At 50.6% G+C, this 20,150-nt stretch carries 15 protein-coding genes; 6 read left to right on the forward strand and 9 right to left on the reverse strand.

What is annotated here, in order from left to right; genetic code table 11:
- Nucleotides 1–128 precede the first annotated feature (128 nt).
- Nucleotides 129–1,700 (forward strand): aspartate:alanine exchanger family transporter, encoded by a 1,572-nt coding sequence (locus tag ACN0YH_RS20735; protein WP_417381501.1) that lies wholly within the window; start codon nucleotides 129–131, stop codon nucleotides 1,698–1,700.
- A 78-nt stretch (nucleotides 1,701–1,778) separates the two neighbouring features.
- On the opposite strand, the gene ACN0YH_RS20740 is transcribed toward ACN0YH_RS20735, so the two are convergent.
- The 3 genes from ACN0YH_RS20740 to ACN0YH_RS20750 are packed head-to-tail and all read right to left on the reverse strand — an operon-like array spanning nucleotide 1,779 to nucleotide 5,693.
- Entirely contained in the window at nucleotides 1,779–2,777 is a 999-nt protein-coding gene (locus ACN0YH_RS20740) for a sialidase family protein (protein ID WP_417381502.1), read from the reverse strand.
- A 26-nt stretch (nucleotides 2,778–2,803) separates the two neighbouring features.
- Nucleotides 2,804–4,477, reverse strand: a complete 1,674-nt coding sequence (locus tag ACN0YH_RS20745; protein ID WP_417381503.1) for a M14 family zinc carboxypeptidase — start codon at nucleotides 4,475–4,477, stop codon at nucleotides 2,804–2,806.
- A gap of 43 nt (nucleotides 4,478–4,520) precedes the next feature.
- The gene (locus ACN0YH_RS20750) at nucleotides 4,521–5,693 is read right to left on the reverse strand and encodes a GntR family transcriptional regulator (RefSeq protein ID WP_417381504.1); all 1,173 of its coding nucleotides are present in this window, start codon (nucleotides 5,691–5,693) and stop codon (nucleotides 4,521–4,523) included.
- Between the two features lie 192 nt (nucleotides 5,694–5,885).
- Here ACN0YH_RS20750 and ACN0YH_RS20755 point away from each other — a divergent pair, with 192 nt between their 5' ends.
- From ACN0YH_RS20755 to ACN0YH_RS20770, 4 genes are all read left to right on the forward strand, one after another.
- The gene (locus ACN0YH_RS20755) at nucleotides 5,886–7,370 is read left to right on the forward strand and encodes a hypothetical protein (RefSeq protein WP_417381505.1); all 1,485 of its coding nucleotides are present in this window, start codon (nucleotides 5,886–5,888) and stop codon (nucleotides 7,368–7,370) included.
- Between the two features lie 190 nt (nucleotides 7,371–7,560).
- Nucleotides 7,561–8,580, forward strand: coding sequence for a Gfo/Idh/MocA family protein (locus tag ACN0YH_RS20760; protein WP_417381506.1), 1,020 nt, complete (start codon nucleotides 7,561–7,563; stop codon nucleotides 8,578–8,580).
- A 20-nt stretch (nucleotides 8,581–8,600) separates the two neighbouring features.
- The gene (locus ACN0YH_RS20765) at nucleotides 8,601–9,404 is read left to right on the forward strand and encodes an SDR family NAD(P)-dependent oxidoreductase (RefSeq protein WP_417381507.1); all 804 of its coding nucleotides are present in this window, start codon (nucleotides 8,601–8,603) and stop codon (nucleotides 9,402–9,404) included.
- Between the two features lie 119 nt (nucleotides 9,405–9,523).
- Entirely contained in the window at nucleotides 9,524–11,152 is a 1,629-nt protein-coding gene (locus ACN0YH_RS20770; protein WP_417381508.1) for a Na/Pi cotransporter family protein, read from the forward strand.
- Between the two features lie 25 nt (nucleotides 11,153–11,177).
- On the opposite strand, the gene ACN0YH_RS20775 is transcribed toward ACN0YH_RS20770, so the two are convergent.
- The 4 genes from ACN0YH_RS20775 to ACN0YH_RS20790 all read right to left on the reverse strand — a co-directional run bounded on the left by ACN0YH_RS20775 (nucleotide 11,178) and on the right by ACN0YH_RS20790 (nucleotide 15,025).
- A complete protein-coding gene (locus ACN0YH_RS20775) occupies nucleotides 11,178–11,636 on the reverse strand; it encodes a carboxypeptidase regulatory-like domain-containing protein (RefSeq protein ID WP_417381510.1) in 459 nt (152 codons plus the stop codon).
- Nucleotides 11,637–11,786: 150 nt separating this feature from the next.
- Nucleotides 11,787–12,809, reverse strand: a complete 1,023-nt coding sequence (locus ACN0YH_RS20780) for a DUF1559 domain-containing protein (RefSeq protein WP_417381511.1) — start codon at nucleotides 12,807–12,809, stop codon at nucleotides 11,787–11,789.
- Nucleotides 12,810–12,878: 69 nt separating this feature from the next.
- Entirely contained in the window at nucleotides 12,879–14,495 is a 1,617-nt protein-coding gene (locus ACN0YH_RS20785) for a FecR domain-containing protein (protein ID WP_417381512.1), read from the reverse strand.
- Nucleotides 14,495–15,025, reverse strand: a complete 531-nt coding sequence (locus tag ACN0YH_RS20790) for a sigma-70 family RNA polymerase sigma factor (RefSeq protein ID WP_417381513.1) — start codon at nucleotides 15,023–15,025, stop codon at nucleotides 14,495–14,497. Before ACN0YH_RS20790 ends, ACN0YH_RS20785 begins: the two co-directional genes overlap by 1 nt.
- Before the next feature lie 232 nt (nucleotides 15,026–15,257).
- Between ACN0YH_RS20790 and ACN0YH_RS20795 the strand changes: the two genes are divergently transcribed.
- The gene (locus ACN0YH_RS20795) at nucleotides 15,258–15,722 is read left to right on the forward strand and encodes a GNAT family N-acetyltransferase (RefSeq protein ID WP_417381514.1); all 465 of its coding nucleotides are present in this window, start codon (nucleotides 15,258–15,260) and stop codon (nucleotides 15,720–15,722) included.
- Here ACN0YH_RS20795 and ACN0YH_RS20800 read toward each other — a convergent pair.
- Nucleotides 15,711–17,132, reverse strand: a complete 1,422-nt coding sequence (locus ACN0YH_RS20800; protein ID WP_417381515.1) for a DUF1501 domain-containing protein — start codon at nucleotides 17,130–17,132, stop codon at nucleotides 15,711–15,713. The two genes, ACN0YH_RS20795 and ACN0YH_RS20800, sit on opposite strands and share 12 nt — an antisense overlap.
- 7 nt (nucleotides 17,133–17,139) lie before the next feature.
- On the reverse strand, nucleotides 17,140–19,971 hold the full coding sequence (locus ACN0YH_RS20805; protein WP_417381516.1) for a PSD1 and planctomycete cytochrome C domain-containing protein: 2,832 nt from the start codon (nucleotides 19,969–19,971) through the stop codon (nucleotides 17,140–17,142).
- Between the last annotated feature and the right edge of the window lie 179 nt (nucleotides 19,972–20,150).

Here is a 20,150-nt window from a genome sequence, read left to right on the forward strand (position 1 = left end):
CGTCGGTTCTGTATTCATTTAATTGGGAAGAACATGCCAAGTTGGATCGACCTCTGGTAGCACTCAGGCAGTGACTTGATTATGTTACGGAGATCCCGGACTCGCGCTCTGGGTTGCTAGTTACAAGGTTGAGTACCATCGAAGATATCATCATATTGTTTGCTGTGATTGGCCTGGGCCAGATTCTCGGAAGGATCTCCATCAAGGGTGTTTCGCTTGGATCCTCTGGTGTGGTCTTTGTCGCTTTGCTGGCGGGGCACTTTGGATTTCATGTTTCGTCTGAAGTCGGCATGGTAGGAGTCGTACTGTTTATCTACTGCCTGGGAATCGGGGCGGGGCCCAGTTTTCTGCAGATGTTTGTCAGTCGCGGCAAATCTCTGATGCTGTTAACCGTTGTGATGATGGGAGTCACCGGAGCGGTCGCCTGGGGACTGGCCAGGGTATTTCAGTTGAGTTCAGATCTGACCAGTGGCCTGTTCGCTGGCGCGTTAACAAGCACGCCTGCCTTGGCGGCTGCCACAGAAAAACTGTCGGCAGGTTCAGAGGTCGCAGTCGGATTTGGGATTGCCTATCCCTTTGGTGTGATCGGGGTGATTCTGTTTATTCAACTGCTGCCACGCTGGTTCCCTGAAATGACGGCTGCTGCAAGAGCTACTGGTCGAGGAGAGATCATACGAGAGCTGGTTGAGGTGACAAATCCCAATCTGAGTGGAAAGCGTTTAAGGGATGTCACAATACTGGCCCGCATGAATTGTCAGGTATCGCGAATGATCAGGGATGGCCAACTGCGACCGATTCCAGCAGATTTCCACTTGGAAGTCGGTCAGCAATTACTAATCGTTGGCAGAACCGGGCAAATCGAATCGGTAATCGAAACTCTGGGTGTCAAGAGTTCAGAGACACAATATGTACTCGATGTGGAACGTCAGCGGCGGTATATTGTTGTATCTTCAAAAGACATGGTGGGTCGCACGTTAAAAGATCTGCATCTGCTTTCACGGTTCGGGATAACGATAGCGCGAATCACACGGCAGGATATTGAATTTGTACCTGGGGCCAATGAGACAATTCATTTTGGTGACATTTTGCGTGCCATCGGTGAGCCAGAGAACCTGGAAGCCTTTAGTGGCTATGCGGGTCACCGGGCACGTACCGCAGAGGAAACTGATTTAGTTATCCTGGCAGGTGGCTTAATCCTGGGGATGATTCTGGGGCGGTTGAGTGTTTCATTTGGGAGTTTATCGTTTTCTCTGGGGATGGCGGGAGGCCCTTTACTGGTGGGGTTAATCATGGGCCATTTTGGACAATTTGGATCTCTGGCAGTCCGCATGCCACGCGCGGGTAGATTGCTGCTGGCAGAGCTGGGACTGACGGTTTTTCTGGCACAGGCAGGCAGTCAGGCGGGAGGCCAGTTTGTATCGGTTGTGCTCCAGAATGGCTGGACGCTGTGTCTGGTGGCGATGATACTGGTTGTCGTGCCATTGCTGACCGGGTTTGTGGCTGCCCGTTACTGGTTGAAACTGGACCTGCTGGAAATCGCGGGAGGACTGTGTGGTGCCATGACATCTACACCGGGATTAGGGGCAGTGACATCAGTTGTGGATTCCAGCATTCCCGCTACCAGTTATGCTACTGTTTATCCTGTTGCCCTGGTTCTGGTAACTCTGTTGACGCCGCTATTAATAACTCTCGTTTCGTGATTTGATGTAAAAACAGGGGACTGTGAAATCAGATTCGCAGTCCCCTGTCACGCGTGCAGGCCACACAATCGTTAAATCTTATTCGTAGCTGAGTTTGGCGAAGTAGATTGAAGTTTTTCCTTCGTGGCTGGAGTAGTAACTTACGTTCAACAGTCCATTATGGAGAACCATGTTGGCGTAGCTGGTGTCACCGCCACTGGGGAGTTCCAGGAGTTCTGTCAGTGTTCCTTTTTTGACATCGATTTGACAGATTGAAGTGTGGGCTTTGGGGGAGTAGAGCCGCACGGTAGCCAGAAAACGACCATCGGGCAGCTGGAACAGATCGGGGCCGCCGATGCGAACACCGAGATCTTTCCATTCCCAGTCGGTGTAAGGTGGTTGGGAGACACCCAGCAGTCCTGTATTCGCGCCTTTGGCATCGCGTCGCAGCAGGCTGTAGCAGGTGTCATCTTTAGTGAAAACCAGCGAGCTTTCATTCGTGTAGCCGGTATCAAACAGTTTGTCGACTACCGTTTCGTAGTTTTTGCCATCACTACTTCTGTAGAGACGTGTGAAGCGGGGGCCGTCTTTGCCTGTGTGGTAGCCGATGCTGTAAACATCGCCGTTATGCCACTTCATGCCCCAGAGCCAGACATTGGGGTCGCCGATTTTATGACCTTTCGACCAGTGCGTGCCATCGTCCGAAAACCAGTTCATCGACTGATGTTTGACGGGATTAGGCTGAGGAAGAGCCGCGGCGCCACTCAGCATGAGTTGACCTTCCGGCGTCACGCTGATTTTAGCGTCGCGCAGATCAGACGTTTCTGAAGAGATACGGGCAACCGGTTTCCAGGTTTTGCCGTCTTTGGAAGAGAGTACCTGCAAAGATCCATCGGGGGAGACATGTGCTTTACCGGTTCGGAAGACACAAAACCATTGATCTTTAAAACGCGTCAGTCCGGTGAAAGCGTTATGCGGGTCCTGATCCCAGATTTTCTGGACGCTTTCCAGTTTCAGTTGGACGGGTTCGTCTGCATGGAGCTGTGTTGAAGACAGCAGCAACAGGCAGGCTGCAATAAGTGGCGAGGCGGATTTCATGGCAGGTTCCTTTGTGTTGATACGATTTATTTTTCAGTGTCTTTGATTCGTTCCATGACTGTCTGAGGTGGCTTCCAGCCATACGTTCTGGTCTGTTTGGGATTGTAGAGACAGGTGATGAGATACAAGTCATTGGATTTTGATTTTTCCGGCGGAACATTAACCTGCACGTGAGTGAACCCGTCACTGTACCAGGCGAGGTAGCCATCGGTAGCACTCTTGTTGAGCAGGTGACCGTTAAGTCTGATGTCTACCAGATCCGGATCACGATAGGGGATGCGCATTTGAAACGAGATGCCATGCTCGATTGGTTGTTCTGTTTCAGTGGCGGTGTGACCTTTGCTGACGGCGAATTTGATTTCCGGCCCGGCTTCAATAATGGTCTTCAACGATTCCTGATCAACGGTGGGAATGTTATTTATATTGTCCAGAAAATCAGGGATGTCAGCTGAAAGCAGGGCGGCCGCTTTGTTGGATGTGGCAATCAGATAGGTTTCTCTGCCTGCAGTTTGCGGATAGAGGATCGCCTGAGAGAAATAAGGTTGCCGTTTCCAGAGTTCGCTGCGACTCTGGCGCCGTGTCTGCGGAGTTGTTCCCCAGGCAGTGACGAAGTGGCCAATATAACCCTGTACCCGGTTCACAGGATAACCCGTGAAATATTCGCCTTTCCATCTGTCATTGCCGATGTTCATCAGGGCCTGCAGGCGTGCCAGGCCGCTTTGTTCCCAGCCGACCTCTAAGGCCATCACCATGGTGTGGTAGCGGGCATAACTGTAATGTGCTGTGTAAAAATTGGGACGACCGAGCCAGAGTCTGTTTGACATGGCAGTCAGTGAGGAGCCCCAGAAGAGACGCTGGGCATCGGCTTCGAATCGATCATAGCCAAATCCTGCTTTGATTCCTGCGGCGTTGATTGTTTCCGTAATCCGCCAGTCCCAGGGGCGGAGCGACATGTTCGAATAGGCGGAACCTGTCACTTCAAACATGGTCTGGCCGCGATAGCGTTCACGGGATCCCAGCTGATCGGGCGCGTATTCCTGCAAACCTGTTCCATGCACGTCGACGTGGACATCGGGACGAAACTGGTCGATCACGGACAGGACCGCCATCACTTCGGGGGCTTTTTCTGGTAGTTTAAATTCGAATGTTTTGAGGTCCCAGTTGGCGGTGCCCCCACCTGTGTAAGGATCAATTTTCTGGGAATTGCCAAAGCGATCCGTTTCGAAATACGCATAAGGGTTGATGATGGGAATGATCAGCAGCAGTTGATTCTGACGTGTTTTGATGGCTTCCGGGTCATCACTGAGGACCCATTCGATAAAGTGCATGACGGCTGTAGTGCCACTGCGTTCGGGGCCGCCATGCAGGGCGGTCACCAGGCAGACCTGTTTCAACTTATCGTCAGTTTTCTGGTCGGTGATTTTCAGCATTGGAAGGGGGATGCCTTCGAGTGTCACGCCAATGCGATCCACTTGAACCTGGTTCGGATAGGTTTCTTCCCAGAATTTTAAGGTCTCTGTATATTCTTTTAGCGTCAGTCGATGCAGATTTTCCCGCCAGGGTTGAGGCAGACTGGACAGTTTTTGTTTCAGTTCTGATTGTTCGTCAGCCTGTGATACAGGCGACATCAGAAGAGTAGCGATGAGGAGCCACAGGAATGTCTGTGTTGCATGTTTTAATGGTCGATTTCTCAAAGTCATAGTATTCTTCCTGTCGCACAGTAAAAAATTCAGCTGTGATTGATCAAACTGTTGGAGCAGGGGGTGGTCCGAGTGTCTGCCCGAGGCTGGTGTTGATGGGTATGGGGAAAACTTCTGCGGAATCCAGGGGCACTGTTCCCTGTTTCATTTGTGTGAGCAGTTCTGCTGCTTTCTGACCAATGGCGATTTCATCGACCGTGATGGAAGAGAGTCTGCTCTGGATCGCGCCATTGCGAATCGTACCGCCAAATCCCAATAGTGAGATATCCTCGGGGACACGCTTTCCCAGTTTCCCCAGTAACAGATAGATCAGTTCGGCCAGGGAATCGAAGGTCGCAAAAATGGCGGTAGGAGGTTGTTCACGCTGGAACATGGTTTCGAGTGTCTGCAGTAGATCCTGTTCGTAATCAATGGGATGAATTTGAGAACTCGGGCCATGAAAAATAAAAGGCTCCGGACAGGGAGGCTCTTGTGAAGCGAGTGCTTCCCGCAGACCTGCTTCGTATTCAATGGAAGCACTCGCGCGATGTGGTGAAAACAGGGCAAGTGAACGATGCCCCTGTTCCAACAGGGTCTGTCCGGCCCGTCTGCCCACTTCGCGGAAGGGGATGGAGAGCAAGGGAGCTTGAACGCCTTCGACTTCGCGATGGCAGAAGACAACAGGAATGCCATGCTGCTGTAGTTGACGGACCTGATAAGCGGGAGTGGCGGGAACCGTAGCGGGGACCAGTGCGACTCCTGCGACATGCTTGTCGATCAGTTGCAGGATGGTATTACCCTGAGCATCAACTTTGTTTTCGGTGCAACAGACGAGTACCTGATGCTGTGTTAATGCGGCAGCCTGTTCGAAGCTGCGTTGCAGGGAAGGGTAATAGCCGGTACGTGTCTCAGGCAACACGAACGCGAAAATATCCAATGATTTGGAAACGGGGAGTGGAGGATTGGTACTGACAAACGAGCCTTTGCCATGAATCCGATTCACCCAGCCCTGTTCTTCCAGTAATTGCATGGCGTTGCGGACGGTAGTCCGGGCCAGTTGATACGTTTCACAAAGCTGATGTTCGGAAGGCAGGGCTTCACCCGGGCGGATCTCACCGCCTGTGATTTGCAGGAGGATCTGATCGACAAGCTGCATGTACTTGGGACGCTGTTTTCCAGCCGGGGGTGAACCAGGGGGTGTCGTATTCTGGGTTGTTTCAAGAGCACGTGCTGCCATGGTTTCGGTTTTTTGTTCAATTCAGGGTTGAATTTTGCTGCTTCTGTGGTTACTTGTATTTAAATAAGATACAAGTTGTTTGTGTGTTGTCAACTGTGAAAATGGTTGTAAATGTGAAACATGAGCCCGAAGTTATGTGTAATCAACAATGAGTTAGTACAACATGTCTTAACTGGCAGTAAGGGGATTCAAATGAAGCAATTAATGGTATCGCTATTTGTTGTCGTGAGTTTTCTTGATCTTTCCCTGATCAGGGCAGGCGAAGAGAAACAGGCAGAAAAGCCACTCGAGATTGGGGATCGCCGCGAACTATTTGTCGATGATTATCTGATTGGGAGTCTAAAGGGAGCAGAACTGCGACTGCATCATCCCGTCGATGAAGGCCCTGTCCTGAAGTTTGATAAGGCCTGGGAAGGTTTGTTTTGCGGGTACAGTACGATCATCAAGGATGGGGACGTTTATCGGGCTTACTATCGCGGGCGGCCGAATGCCGGTGCAGATGGTGATGATGGAGAGGTTTACTGTTATGCAGAATCCGAAGATGGTGTGAACTGGACTAAACCAGAGTTTTCACTGTTTGAAAAACAGGGGCACAAGAAGAACAATATCATCCTGGCCGATGCCGCACCGATGACCCATAATTTTTCTCCCTTTCTGGATACCCGCCCTGATGTCCCAGCAGCCGAAAAGTATAAGGCGTTGGGGGGAACGATGAAGAGTGGCCTGGTGGCGTTTATTTCACCTGATGGAATCCATTGGAAGCAGCATTCTGCTGGAACCGTGATCTCTACAAAGATGGTTCCTTATAAGTATATGTTTGATTCTCAAAACGTCGCTTTCTGGTCTCCAGTCGAGAAAAAATACCTCAGTTATTTTCGCGTATTCAAAGATAAAATTCGACGGATTGCCCGTAGCGAGAGTGATGATTTCATTCACTGGTCTGCGCCGGTTCTGATGGAGTATACCACTCTCGATGGCGAGGCACCAATTGAGCATCTTTATACGAACCAGACGCATCCTTACTTTCGTGCTCCTCATATTTATCTGGCGATCGCAGCCCGTTTCATGCCGGGACGCCAGGTGCTGACTGATGAGCAGGCAAAAGAAATCGGCGTGCATCCCCGTTATTTCAAGGATACCTCTGATGCAATTCTGATGAGTACACGCGGCGATGGTACTTATCAGAGAACCTTTCTGAGTGGTTATATTTCCGGCGGCATCGGTGCCCAGAACTGGGTCTCACGGACTAATTATCCTGCGTTGAATGTAGTTCAAACAGGTCCTGCGGAAATGTCGGTGTATGTGAATCAGGATTATGCCCAGCCGACATCACATCTGCGGCGGTATTCGTTACGCCTGGATGGATTTGCTTCGGTTCGCGCCGACTATGCAGGGGGGGAGATGGTTACGAAACCGCTGGTATTCGATGGTTCAGAGCTGTCGATTAACTTTTCCACATCTGCTGCAGGGGGCATTAAAGTTGAAATTCAGGATGAGCAGGGCCAGCCGATTCCTGGATTTACCCTGGCTGACTGCCGCGAACAAATCGGTAACGAAGTAGATCGCGTTGTTGCCTGGAAGCAGGGGAGCGATTTGAAATCGCTGAGTGGGAAGCCGGTACGTCTGAAATTTGTGATGAAAGATGCTGACTTGTATTCATTGCAGTTTCAGAATTGAAAGCGATCCTCAATGCATAAGATAACTCCGGAAGAGCTGGTAAACTGAACTCAGACTTTTCCGGAGTTTTTTGCTGGCCTCTTATTGCTGAATCAGAGTGTCACTTTATGATGAGTATTGAATTCTCGGCAAACCGGAATCAAATTGAAATTGATTTGGAAGCCACCCGTTGATAAGAGAGCAGGCAGCGATGACGGAACGAAAACGATTACTGGTTGTGGGCGTTGGTTCGATTGGTGAGCGGCACTTACGTTGTTTCCAGTCTACAGGTCGCGTGGATAGTTCGATCTGCGAGTTGAATGACGGCTTGCGATCCAAGATTGCGGAACAATATGGAGTTGAACGGCAGTATGCGGATCTGGAATCAGCGCTGTCGGAGCCTCATGATTGCGCCGTGATCGCCACGCCCGCACATGTGCATATTGCCAATTCGATTCAGGCGGTCCGGGCGGGACTGGATCTGTTTATCGAAAAGCCATTGAGTACCAGTGTTGAGGGGATTGGTGAACTCCAGGCACTACTTCAGGAAACAGGTCGCAAGGCAGCCGTCGCGTATGTGTATCGCGCGCATCCGGCTCTGGCAGCAATGAAAGCGGCGCTGGACTCGGGGAAATTTGGCAAGCCGGTTCAATTAGTTGTCGTTTCAGGACAGCATTTTCCAACTTATCGACCGGCTTATCGAGACATCTATTATAAATCCCATGCGACGGGAGGCGGTGCGGTTCAGGATGCATTAACACATTCCATGAACGCGGGTGAATACCTGGTGGGCCCCGTCGATTCGCTGGTGGCGGACTTTTCACATCAGGTGCTGGAAGGCGTTGATGTCGAGGACACGGTGCACGTCATCACCCGTCAGGGGAATGTGCTGGGCAGTTTCAGTCTGAACCAGCATCAGCCCGCGAACGAATCGATGATTACAGTCATCTGCGAACGGGGTATGTTGCGGTTTGAATTTCAGAAAAGCTGGTATCGCTGGATCGCTGAACCCGATACAGAATGGCAGATTGGTTTTCAGGAAACACTGGAGCGAGACACACTATTTCAACGACAGGCGAGCGCGTTTCTGGACTATCTGGACGATACAAGTCCACCTTTATGCCCACTCTCAGCGGGGCTGCAGACGCTGGCGGTGAATCTGTCGATTCTGGATTCGGTGAAAAATCGAACCTGGATGGAACCGGCTCATTTTCTTTCTTCAATAACCTGATCTGATTATTTGAGAGACCTATGAATTCCACAACCGAACCGACGATTCAACAGTTATTTGACCTGAGCGGCAAAACGGTGCTGATTTCCGGTGCCAGTGGTTACCTGGGAAGTGCGATGGCTCGCGGACTGGCCGAAGCGGGCGCACGACTGGTTATCAGTAGCCGTAGTGCAGAACGGGCACAACAGGCCGCCAGTGAACTGCCCGATCCGCAGCAGGTGGGACATCTGGGAGTCGAACTGGATCATATGGACGAGGCATCTCTCGAACGGGGCTTTGATTCCGCCTGCCAGGCAGCCGGTCAGATTGACGTGCTGGTGAATAATGGAAATGATCCGGTGGGTGAAGACTGGCGGACCGTCACTGCTGAAGCTTTTACGCGTCATCTGCAGAATGCGACCGGCTTTTTTCTCCTGGCGCGTAAGTTACGAAATCATGTTGTGTCGAGAAAGGCCCAGGGCAATGTGATCATGATTGGTTCAATGTATGGTGTGGTCGGCTCCTATCCGGATGCATACGAGGGCATTTGTAATGCCAGCCCGGTCGCTTATCACACGATGAAGGGGGGGGTAATTCATCAGACGCGGCATCTGGCGGTCTACTGGGCCAAAGATGGTGTGCGTGTGAACTGTCTGAGTCCCGGTCCATTTCCTTCCGAGGCGGCACCGGAGGGACTGGCAGAACGATTGAATACGCATAGCCCGATGGGACGCATGGGAAAACCCTCTGAATTAAAGGGGGCAATTGTATTTCTCGCCAGTGATGCCAGTAGTTATATCACGGGCCAAAATCTGCTGATCGATGGAGGCTGGACCGCCTGGTAACTTTCCAGCTGTTGTGACTGTATCGAAATGGGACTCAATTTTGATAGAATAATTCCTGATGGCTGCAGAAGAGGCTGCAGAGACATAACTGATACTGCTACAACACTGCCGGAAAAGACATGGGTTCAGGGATAATTATTTCAATTGGTGGTCTGGGACTGTTTCTGCTGGGAATGGTGATTCTGACCAGTGGCTTGAAAGACCTGACCGGTAATACGATTCGACGTATGATCGCGCGGTTTACCCGGAGTCTGACTTCGGGGATCGCCACAGGCGCCATCGTCACCGCGGTTCTCCAGTCTTCCAGTGCAACCACCGTCACCGCTGTCGGATTTGCAGGCGCTGGCTTGTTGACGTTGACTCAGTCTATGGGAATTGTCTTTGGAGCGAATCTGGGGACGACTGTTACCGGTTGGATTGTTGCGATTTTCGGCTTTCAACTTAAGCTGGGGCAAATTGCGTTTCCCCTGATATTGAGCGGAACCTTGCTGCATCTATTTGGCCGGAAACGCGTCGCAGCTGCCGGGTTCGCTCTGGCCGGGTTTGGATTGATTTTTGTCGGAATCGATAATATGCAGGCGGGAATGTCCGGGCTGGCAGGCAGTGTGACTCCACAGTCCTTCCCCCAGGATGACTGGCTGGGACGATTGCTACTTATACTGATTGGGGCGGGAATTACTTTACTGACCCAGTCTTCCAGTGCAGGTGTGGCGATGGCATTAACGGCAGTGCATACGGGCACGATCTCTCTATCACAGGCAGCGGCGATGGTGATTGGATTTGACCTGGGAACAACGTTTACTGCGGCAGTAGCAACTCTGGGAGGGTCGGTTGCAGCGAAACGTACCGGGTTTGCGCATGTGTTCTATAATCTGATTACTGCATTCGTGGCATACTTCATCTTACCTTTCTATACATGGGGATGTACTCAGTACATGCAATCGGGAGGTGAACTGTCACCGGAAATTGCATTGGTTGCATTTCACTCACTGTTCAATCTACTGGGAATCCTGATTTTAGTTCCCGTAACAGATCTGTTTGCACGATCAATCAGATATCTGATTCCGGAAGCAGTCAATGATCAGACAGAGCGGCTGGATGAATCTTTTATCTCCAACCCGAATGTTGCCATCGAAGCCGCGCGTTCCACATTAGTTGACGTGTATCAAAGTATTCTACACACGATGCATGGTTTGTTTACTTCTGCTGTTATTAGAGAGGATTTGGATGATGAGATTGCCCGGTATCATGATACATTGGAAACAGTGTCCCGGTATCTGCAGCGGATCAATGTAACTACTTCTGATGAGAAGACGATTCATTCCTCACAGGAAGTGGTGCTGGCGCTGGATCATCTGCAACGTCTTCTTCGCCGCTGTGATGAGATGGAGCAACTGGAGGCAACAAAGAATCACAGCACATTGAGTGAGTTTGTCGATCAGCTTGCCAGCCAGATCCAACATCTGGAAACGACGATCAAGAACGGTTTTTCAGAAGACGATGAAAAAACGTTACAAGGCTTCTGGGAAAAGTGGGATGGTCAGCAGAAAGAGACGCGTCGTGAGTTCACGCAATCAGCGACCACAACTCATGCTCGATTTGATGATCTGCTGCAGCAACTGGACTCATTTCGCTGGCTGACGCGCATCGGCTTTCATCTCTGGCGTATCGTGCATCATTTGCAGGGGGCCAGGCTCGTTTCTGATAGTAAAAAAGATCAAGCTCGTTCTGCACCCAAGGGCACATAATGAGCTTGATTCGAACTCTCGTCAATTATTTCTTGTCGTCCAGTTCGAAAGTCGCTTCATTTTCCTGATCCGGGTTGACCGTGGCAGTGAGACCGGACTTTTGCGCATTCCCATATATCGTGGGGATCAGAGACGTTTCCTTGATGACGACATCCACTTCATCCAGATTGGCTCCGTCTGCGGGGCCTTCTGTCTGGACGCAGGTGATCGCCACGCGGTGTTCACCGGCAATGGCGCCATCGCCTTCTTCGAAGGTGCGCAACTGGAAGTGCCCCTCTTTGTCAGTGCGGCCAACAGCTGCCTGTGTTTGTGCACCGTTTGATTGAAAAACGACAGTGGCCCCTTCCAGCGGTGTTCCCTTGAAAGTGACTGTGCCCGATACGGGATAGGTGGGAGGCCGCTGTTTAGTCCATTTATCTTCTGAAGTTCCAGAACAGGCCGTACAGATCATAACTATCAACAGTGGAATCAGTGAGCGACGCATACGAACAACTTCCTTTATGTATCAAAAGTTACAGTGAGCGGGACTCTGAAGTGTTGAGTTCCGCTCACAGATATGAATGAGAGGTGTCTTCCTGGGGCTGGCATATCAATTCTCGTAGAACTGAAGTCCAGCCATTCGCTGCGACGGGGCTTAGAACTCACCCAGTGTTTCTCCACCATTTTTTGATCCCAGTGCCCCCCAGATGCCGTAGGGGCTTTTGCCGGATGCGACCTGTGTGGCACTGATATTTCCCGTATCGATATTCTCACTGATGAAGCGGACGGCACCATCTCCCATCAGGAGGTGGACTCCCCCCTCATGGCGACTGGATGGGGGCTGAATACCTTGAGTTGTCTGTCCATTACAGACGGGTGCATTGGGAGGCAGAACAGTATTGAAATTAATATAGCCGGATCGTCCATCAGTCCAGCGTGTTCCCAGGGAACGGTTTCGATCGAGCAATCCTGTTGTAAATGCGCCGTTGACGAAGCTGGCAAGGCACGCGGACGGATTATTGGAATTGCTGGTAGAGTTGGTTCCTGCACCATTGGCGGGAGTCAGTGCCCCTGACCCCGGAGGGCGAATGCATTCCGAAACCATTGCAGTATTACTTGTCCCGTCGATGATGTCCCGCATGCGGACACTGGACTGAAATCCAAAGACGCCCCGCAGGTTTCCCGGGGAGATGGATTGGAAGTTAGTGTATTGATCGCCGATGGAGAACAGGTAGTTATGCTGTCCCAGATCGGTTATATCATTCGTGTTGATATCAGAGGGGCAGTTGATAATAGGCAGCTTTGTTTTGTAGGCGGGAAATCCCGTATTCCAGACATAAGAAGTGGAACCCAGGTTGCCGGTAATCTGTTCAAATAATGGTGCCTGATCAATGTAGGGGAGTAGTGGGATATATGTACTGAACCGGGAGTCGAGTCCACAAGTCGTACAGGTGCTTTCGTAAGGTCCGATGCGGCTGGCAGGAAATGTGCCATGCGTGGAGTGATAATTGTGGAGTGCCAACCCGATTTGTTTCAGATTGTTTTTACAGGTACTGCGTCTTGCGGCTTCGCGTGCCTGCTGGACGGCGGGAAGTAAGAGCGCGATCAAGATCGCAATAATGGCGATTACGACTAATAGTTCAATCAGGGTAAAACCTCGTCTGGACTTAAAACTCATAATAAGAATCCTGGTTTAATAAAGATATAAAAATGGCTCTTGAGAACCGTTCACAAGATCAATAAATTGCTATTTTGCTGTTGAACTCTGGTGTGTGAGATATCGCGTGGGTATACCATTAATGAAGCGGACGTCGGAAATATCGCCTCCCCAGTGTCGCGAAATATCTGTGAGAGTAGATCCACCAATGGCCAGAATTCCACCCGGCGACAGGGGGGTGATGTCGGGGATCTTTGTAAGTGTCTGTTGCAGATCGGGTCTGGAACTGAATTCTGGTGTTCTTGTGAGAGTAACGATACTGTCATGTGGAGCTGCAGTATTGGAGTCGTATGTGAAAACGATGTGGTACCAGCGGTTCTGTTCCCAGGGGATGTGTTTTTTTGTATGGAACGAAACATATTGGTTGTCTGAATTCAGGAATCCAAACCCCAGAACGCCAGAATGGTCATCCGTAAACAGATTGAATTGAGAGGTAGAATGCAGGGTGGTATTTCGATAATGAAACAGTGTGTCGGAATCGCCTTGCTGTCTGATATTCGGATTGCGTGCCCAGAGTTCGATCGTGAATCGCTGCATATCGAATAGGGAAGCCTCCTGTTCAGAGAGCGTGCGAAACAGTTTATGGTATTGCGTTTCAAACGGGCCGGCTGCCGATTTGATGTTTTGCGGTGCCTGGCATCCGGTGAAGGGGGACTGCCCCTGGCTTTTTAGAATATTCAGATGCAGAAGATGCTCTCCGGAATCATGGGCAATTTGCGATGCTTTCCGCTCAGTCAGTTTCCAGTGAGCAATTAACTGAGGCTGATCTGGTGTGAGGTTTTGGACGAACAGTTCCGGCGTCGATTTGATACGTGTCATTTCCCTGGAATCAGGTTGCACTCGGACTGCCGTGTTTTCCTGCAGATCTCTGGTGATTGTTGTTTCGCGGTCTGCATTTAGCAGATCGAATCGAACCAGCCCTTTTAAAACATGCACCTCCGTTTCGTGAGTCGGAGAGACGATTAGTCCAAAGGATGTTCCCAGATCCACAACACGCGATGTGGGTGTATCGACTGTAAGTCCCTGTGAGTGGGGGGGGACATGGGCAAACAGGTTGCCCTGGTCGAGCAGGAACTGATCTGGTTGAATGAGCTTCAGGTGTGAAGTCCCTTTCAGGATCACTTTGGCACCTGTGATGGTCTCGAGTTCAATCATTCCCGAACTGATGTGAATCTGGTCCCCGGCATGCAATAAGTCATCTGGGAACCAGTTTTGTTTTTCTTCAGACCAGGTCGCATTTTTTGTATTGATGATCCGGGCCAGATATCGGGGATTTTCTTTCTGCAAGAGTGAAGATGTTAAAAAATACGCGACTGCCAGTATACAGATCGAAAATGTAAGGATACCAGAAATGGCCTTTCGACGATCTGGTACAGCGGGTGTTGTTCCCAGGTGCTCGGGAATGGTTTTGAGTTCACCCGAAGGCAGCGGTTCATAATTCAGGGAGCGCCCTAAGGGGCCGGGATCGACAATCCCTTCCCATTCCAGATTCGCGCACATTCCGGAATACTGGGTAAAGAAATCTCGGGCGGAATCGGATTGCAAAACCAGCTTCTCAAGTCGACCGGCCTCTCTGGATGAGAGGTTTCCGTACTGGTACTCCCAGCAGAGTTCCATCAATTCTTCCTGTTCCTCGGGAGTGAGCATTAGAAAAGGTCTCCTGAATCAAGGCGTCTCTGAATACAACTGAAAAGGAGATCGTGTGCCCGTTTCAGGGTTTTGTAGATGGCATTAGGAGATCGTTTCAGATCCTGAGCGACGGAATTGGGACTGGCATCCGGTTCATAGATTTTTTCGAGGACTTCCTTCTGCCGTTGAGATAACAGTTCAAAGCAGACTGAGAGGGCGGCCTGTTGCTGGTCCAGTTCGTCAACGCAAACCATTGCACTATCGGCAACTCGGCTATAAAACTCATTACTGAATATATTGCGTTCGAGGTTCTGTCGTCGTCGATAATTGAGAACTTCATAGCGCACGATCTGACAGCTCCAGGCCCAGAAATTAGATCCAGGCTCGAAGGTATCAAATTTTGACCAGAGTACGGTGCACGTATTCTGGTAAATCTCCTCAGCATCCGTCCGATTATCTACAAGCGATCTGATGAATCGGTAGATTCTCTGACTATGCCGTGAGAATAACATGATAAATTCAGTTGTCCGGTCGGTTGCTACCGCCATTTCCAGTACCTCTCACTGAGTCGCGACGAGAGAAGTCTTTACAATCTCAACCCATATTGAATACAGCGTGAAGGGGTTAAAATTAGCCTCAAAAAAATAAGAAAACTGTAAGTCTTTTGTGCTAATAATGTTTCAACTGAAGTTTCTTTGTGTTTCATTGTAAAAGATGAAGAGTTTTACGTTGTATATGGGTGATTTTGTATAGAAAGCCGGTGACTGATCGATGCAATTCATGGAAATACCTTTTCAATCAGATAACTACGCCCAGGCTTGTCGGTTACGTAACGAGATCTTACGTCAGCCATTGGGACTGAATTTGTTTGAAGAAGATCTGACGGTCGAAGCTGACTATTTTCATTTTGGAATTCTGGAGGGAGATCGTGTAATTGCCTGTGTACTGGCAATTCCTGTTTCTGCTGAGAAAGCAAAAATTCGACAGATGGCGGTAGCGGCTGATTTTCAAAAGCAGGGGCTGGGTAAAAAGCTATTATTAAATATGGAGGACCGTCTCAAACAGCGGGGGTTTCACTTGTTTGAGCTTGATGCACGCACGACTTCGGTCGGTTTTTATCAAAAACTGGGTTACGCGCTGGAAGGAGAAGAATTTCAGTCGGTTTCAATTCCGCATCAACGGATGAGAAAGTCACTCAGCAATGAGAGGCAGGATGAAATTCGTAGTGGCAGTTCAACCAAGTAGTTCTTTAATCACAGCCCCTCCTGTCTGGCTGAGGACTTTAAAGCGACCTTCGTGGAAATAAGTGAGCTGGTTATCATCGAGCCCCATGATGTGTTCCAGGGTGATATGCAGGTTTTTGATCGGGTTGACGACTTCGACTGCGTGATCGCCGATTTCGTCAGTGGCTCCGATACGGTGCCCCGCTTTGACGCCGCCACCCGCCATCCACAGCCCCATGCCTTTCGCATTGTGATCGCGGCCGGCGGCCTGTCTACCGCTACGAATGCCATTGTCGGGAGAACGCCCGAATTCTCCCGTCCAGACGACCAGCGTGTCTTCGAGTAGTCCTCGGGATTTCAAGTCTTTGAGTAGAGCTGCAATTGGTTTGTCGACCGCCTGCATGCGGGCTTTATGCGAACGTTCCAGAAAGTCATGCGAGTCCCAGCCCGCGGCATAAATCTGCACGAAGCGGACACCTTCTTCGACCAGCTTTCGAGCCAGCAGGCAACGGCGACCGAAGCTGTCGGTTTCCGGTTGTCCCAGACCGTACATTTGCTGCGTCTGCCTGGTTTCCTGGTCGAGGTTGATTATGTCAGGCACCTGTGACTGCATGCGAAACGCCAGTTCATATGATTCCATCCGGGCCGCCAGGACTTCTTCGTGCGGGTGACGCTGCATGTCTGCCTGATTGAGCTGCGATAGCAGGTCCAGGTTTTTGCGTTGCGTCTCGCGAGTGACATGTGCGGGGGGATTCAGATCGAGAATGGGAGAGCCTTGAGAACGCAAAGCCGTTCCCTGAAAGTAGGCGGGGAGAAAACCATTCGACCAGTTGGCAGAGCCACCCTGCGGATAAGCGACTTCGGGAAGAACGATGAACGCGGGCAGGTTCTGGTTTTCCGTCCCCAGTCCGTAGGTCATCCAGGAGCCAATGGCCGGGTCCCCGCCGAATCGGTTACCGGTATTCATATGATAGCAGGCGGTGGGATGATTAATGGATTCTGCCTGCAGTCCATGATAGACGCAAAGATCGTCAGCCACTTCAGAGAGATGCGAAAAATGTTCGCAGAGTGAAATTCCCGATTCACCGGCTTGCTTGTGTTTAAACGGACTCTTGATGTAATACCGCTTGCCACTGGCCATTGCGGAAGCCTGTTTGTCTTCACGGATGAACTCTTTGAGATGCAGTTTTTCCAAGGCGGGTTTCGGGTCGAAGGTATCCAGATGACTGGGACCTCCTTCCATGAACAGAAAAATACAGGCTTTGGCGCGGGGCTTGATGTGCGGATCACGCGGTTCCAGTGGCTTCTCCCGTTTGAGATTCGCTGGCTTCGGTGAAGAATTATCATCTGCCTGCAGGAGCGCATTGAGAGCTACTGTACCCAGACTGGCGCTCATACCGTAGAGAAAGTCGCGGCGTTGTAATCGATGCATGGGATTGTTATCGCAAATAAATAAATTCGTTGGAGTTCATCAGGACAAGACAAAGTTCTGCCAGTGCGCGGGTTTCTGCATCCACATCCCAGGGTTTGAGATCCTGCTTGTAATTTTCTGAGAGATCAAGTTTTTCGGTCCAGCTGAAAGACTCACCTGTCAACTCTTCAATCATTTCCCGTTTCACTTCGCGTGGCAGGTTGATTTTCTGGGGAGGATGTGTTTCATGAAAAGTCTGCATCTGCTGGACGTGTTTCAAAGCCATCTGCAACTCGGAAGATTCAGGCTTCCGTAAGACAACCTGCTGAAACGCGCGCTGAACCGCATCTTCGTCTGTCTTTGAGTCCTGTCTGATTTTGTGAGCCAGCGCCAAGGCGCGGTCATGGGTGAACTGTCCATTGAACAGGGCGAACGCCTGCGGAGTGACCGTTGTTTCATCGCGGCGTTCGCACGATGATTCGCTCCCCGGTCGATTGAAGACTTCCAGCATCGGGTCCGAGAGTGTGCGATAGCGAAAGGCATACAATGTGCGGCGGTTACGTTGTTCAGGGAGAGGCATTGGTTGATAAGCGGGGGCTACCGAACCCATAATATGGCGTGGTTGCAGGGCCACTTCCCAGTTGATTTCCGGAAAGACTCCCGGCCCTCCCATTTCCTGACTCAATTCACCTGTCATGGCGAGTAACGAATCGCGGAGCTGCTCCGCAGTCATTCTGCGCGTGGGGAAATGTGACAATAGTCGGTTGTTGGGATCTACCTTCTGAACCCGTTCTGCATCAACGGGATGACTGCTTTGTTGATAAGTATTCGAGGTCATAATCAGGTGATGTAGTTGTTTGATCGACCAGCCATGATCCATGAACCAGGTAGCGAGCCAGTCCAGCAGTTCAGGATGTGAGGGGGAATCCCCTTTCTGACCGAAGTTATTGGGGGTGGCGACCAGTCCGGTGCCGAAATGCATCTGCCAGATGCGATTCACGATAACGCGGGCGGTCAGTGTGTTGTTTGAGCTGGCAATCCAGCGTGCCAGAGCCAGGCGTCTACCTTCGGAAGACTGGGGGATTGTATTCCAGGCGTTCGGTGCTTCAGAGCTGTTAGAGCCAGCAACCGCGCTGAGTACTCCTGGAGTAACCTTGTCGGTGGGAGCTGTGATGGCGCCACCGGCAAGGATGAAGGTTTCTTGGATCTCACCCTGTTTTTGTTTTGCATTGGGGATGAGATTAACGGTTTTGGTCGAGCGGTAATTGTTGGGAGGACCATTATAAACGCTGAAAGCATACGGTTCATATCGTTTGAGTTCCCGCTCAAAATAATCGATGCGTTTGTTGTTGATTTTCAGCAGGCTTTTTTCGTGTTCAGTTAAGCCAAACCACCTGAGTGGCGGTCGTTTGTCGGCGGCAACCTGTTTAAGGTTTTTATAACCGTTTTCTTTCAGCCAGGCGGCGATGGCGGCGTCTGTTTTCTCTTTAAATATCTGTTGTTGTGCCCGGGTTTCTGCGAGGAGTCGTTCCGTGCGGGTTTTCATGTCGGCAAAGTTGGATATATTTTCGTAGGGCTGATATTCCACTTTACGGTCCGCGAACTGAAGCGGAGCGAAGATTGCCTGAATGCGGTAATAATCGCGGGTTGGGACCGGGTCAAATTTATGATCATGACATTTCGCACAACGGAAGCTGTGGGCGAGAAAGCTGACGCCGACGCTTTGAGTAATATCATCTAGAAAGAGCTGGCGGGTGACTGCAGCGACACTCATCCCTGTATGCTCCCAGGGGCCGCTGCGAAGGTAACCGGTGGCGATCAACAGTTCTGGATCGTCAGAATCCAGTTCATCTCCCGCTATTTGCTCAATGATGAACCGATCATATGGTTTGTCTGCATTAAAACTGCGTACCAGATAGTCGCGATATCGCCAGGCGTTGGGCCGTTCATAATCGTTGGCAAAGCCGCTGGTGTCCGCATAACGGACGACGTCAATCCACATCTGTGCCATCTGTTCGCCGTAGTGGGGACTCTCCAGTAGCTTCTTAATGAACTTTGACCAGCTGTTGGGAGCTTTGGAAATTTCAAATTCACTGATCTGTTTCAGTGTGGGAGGCAATCCGGTCAGATCATAGATGGCACGCCGCACGAGTGTCTTTTTCTCATCCGGTGGGGAAGTGGTAAGTTGTTTCTGTTTCAGTTTCAGTTTCTGTTTCAGTTTCTGCTGAATGAATGCGTCGATAGGATTTTGCCTGGAAATCTGTTTTTCAGCAAGCGCATTCCAGGGGATCGGGGGGCGTCGAATCGGCTGATAAGCCCAGACTTCAGCAGGTTCATAAGTACGATTGGTCCAGGTCGGGCTCTGTCCACCTGATGTGGACATGGTAATGGCGGTGTTCTGGCTGGCATTATTTGTGGTCGAAGTGGGGAGTTCCCTGTCTGTCCAGACGGCGCCTGTGGTGATCCACAGTTTCAGGTCAGCAATTTCTGCAGCATTCAAACGATTACGTTCCTGCGGGGGCATTTGAATGGAGTCGTCCTTCCAGGTGACCGCGTTCCAGAAAGGGCTTTGTTCGGGTTTGCCGCTGACCACGGCAGGTTCACCTGACTCACCACCTTTAATGAGAGAGTCCCGCGTCAGCATGTTATATTCCCCTTTGATGTCATCAGGGGTACTACCATGGCAACCCAGGCACTTCTGTTCCAACAGGGGGCGGATTTTCTGAAGATAGAATTTCTCGTGCGCTGTGAGCGGGGCCTCTTGTGCTGTGGCAGTTTCACCGAATGGCAGGCTCAGGAGCAGAGCAAAGCAAAGGCAACTGCAAAATGTCCGTGCCGTGAGAGCAGAAGGAACGTACATAGAGAAATCTCTCAGAGTAAGATGAGAAGTTCGGGATGATATTGTAGAAAACTTATCTATAAAGGTACTGGTTGGATCGCGAGAAATCAATTTTATATCGATCTGGTTTAACTGGATCGACACAAACTTACACTGATTATTCTCTTAACAATGTTGTGTATTTGGGTGGGAAGGCGAAC

This window comes from Gimesia sp., assembly GCF_048262075.1.
Taxonomy (GTDB): Bacteria; Planctomycetota; Planctomycetia; order Planctomycetales; family Planctomycetaceae; genus Gimesia.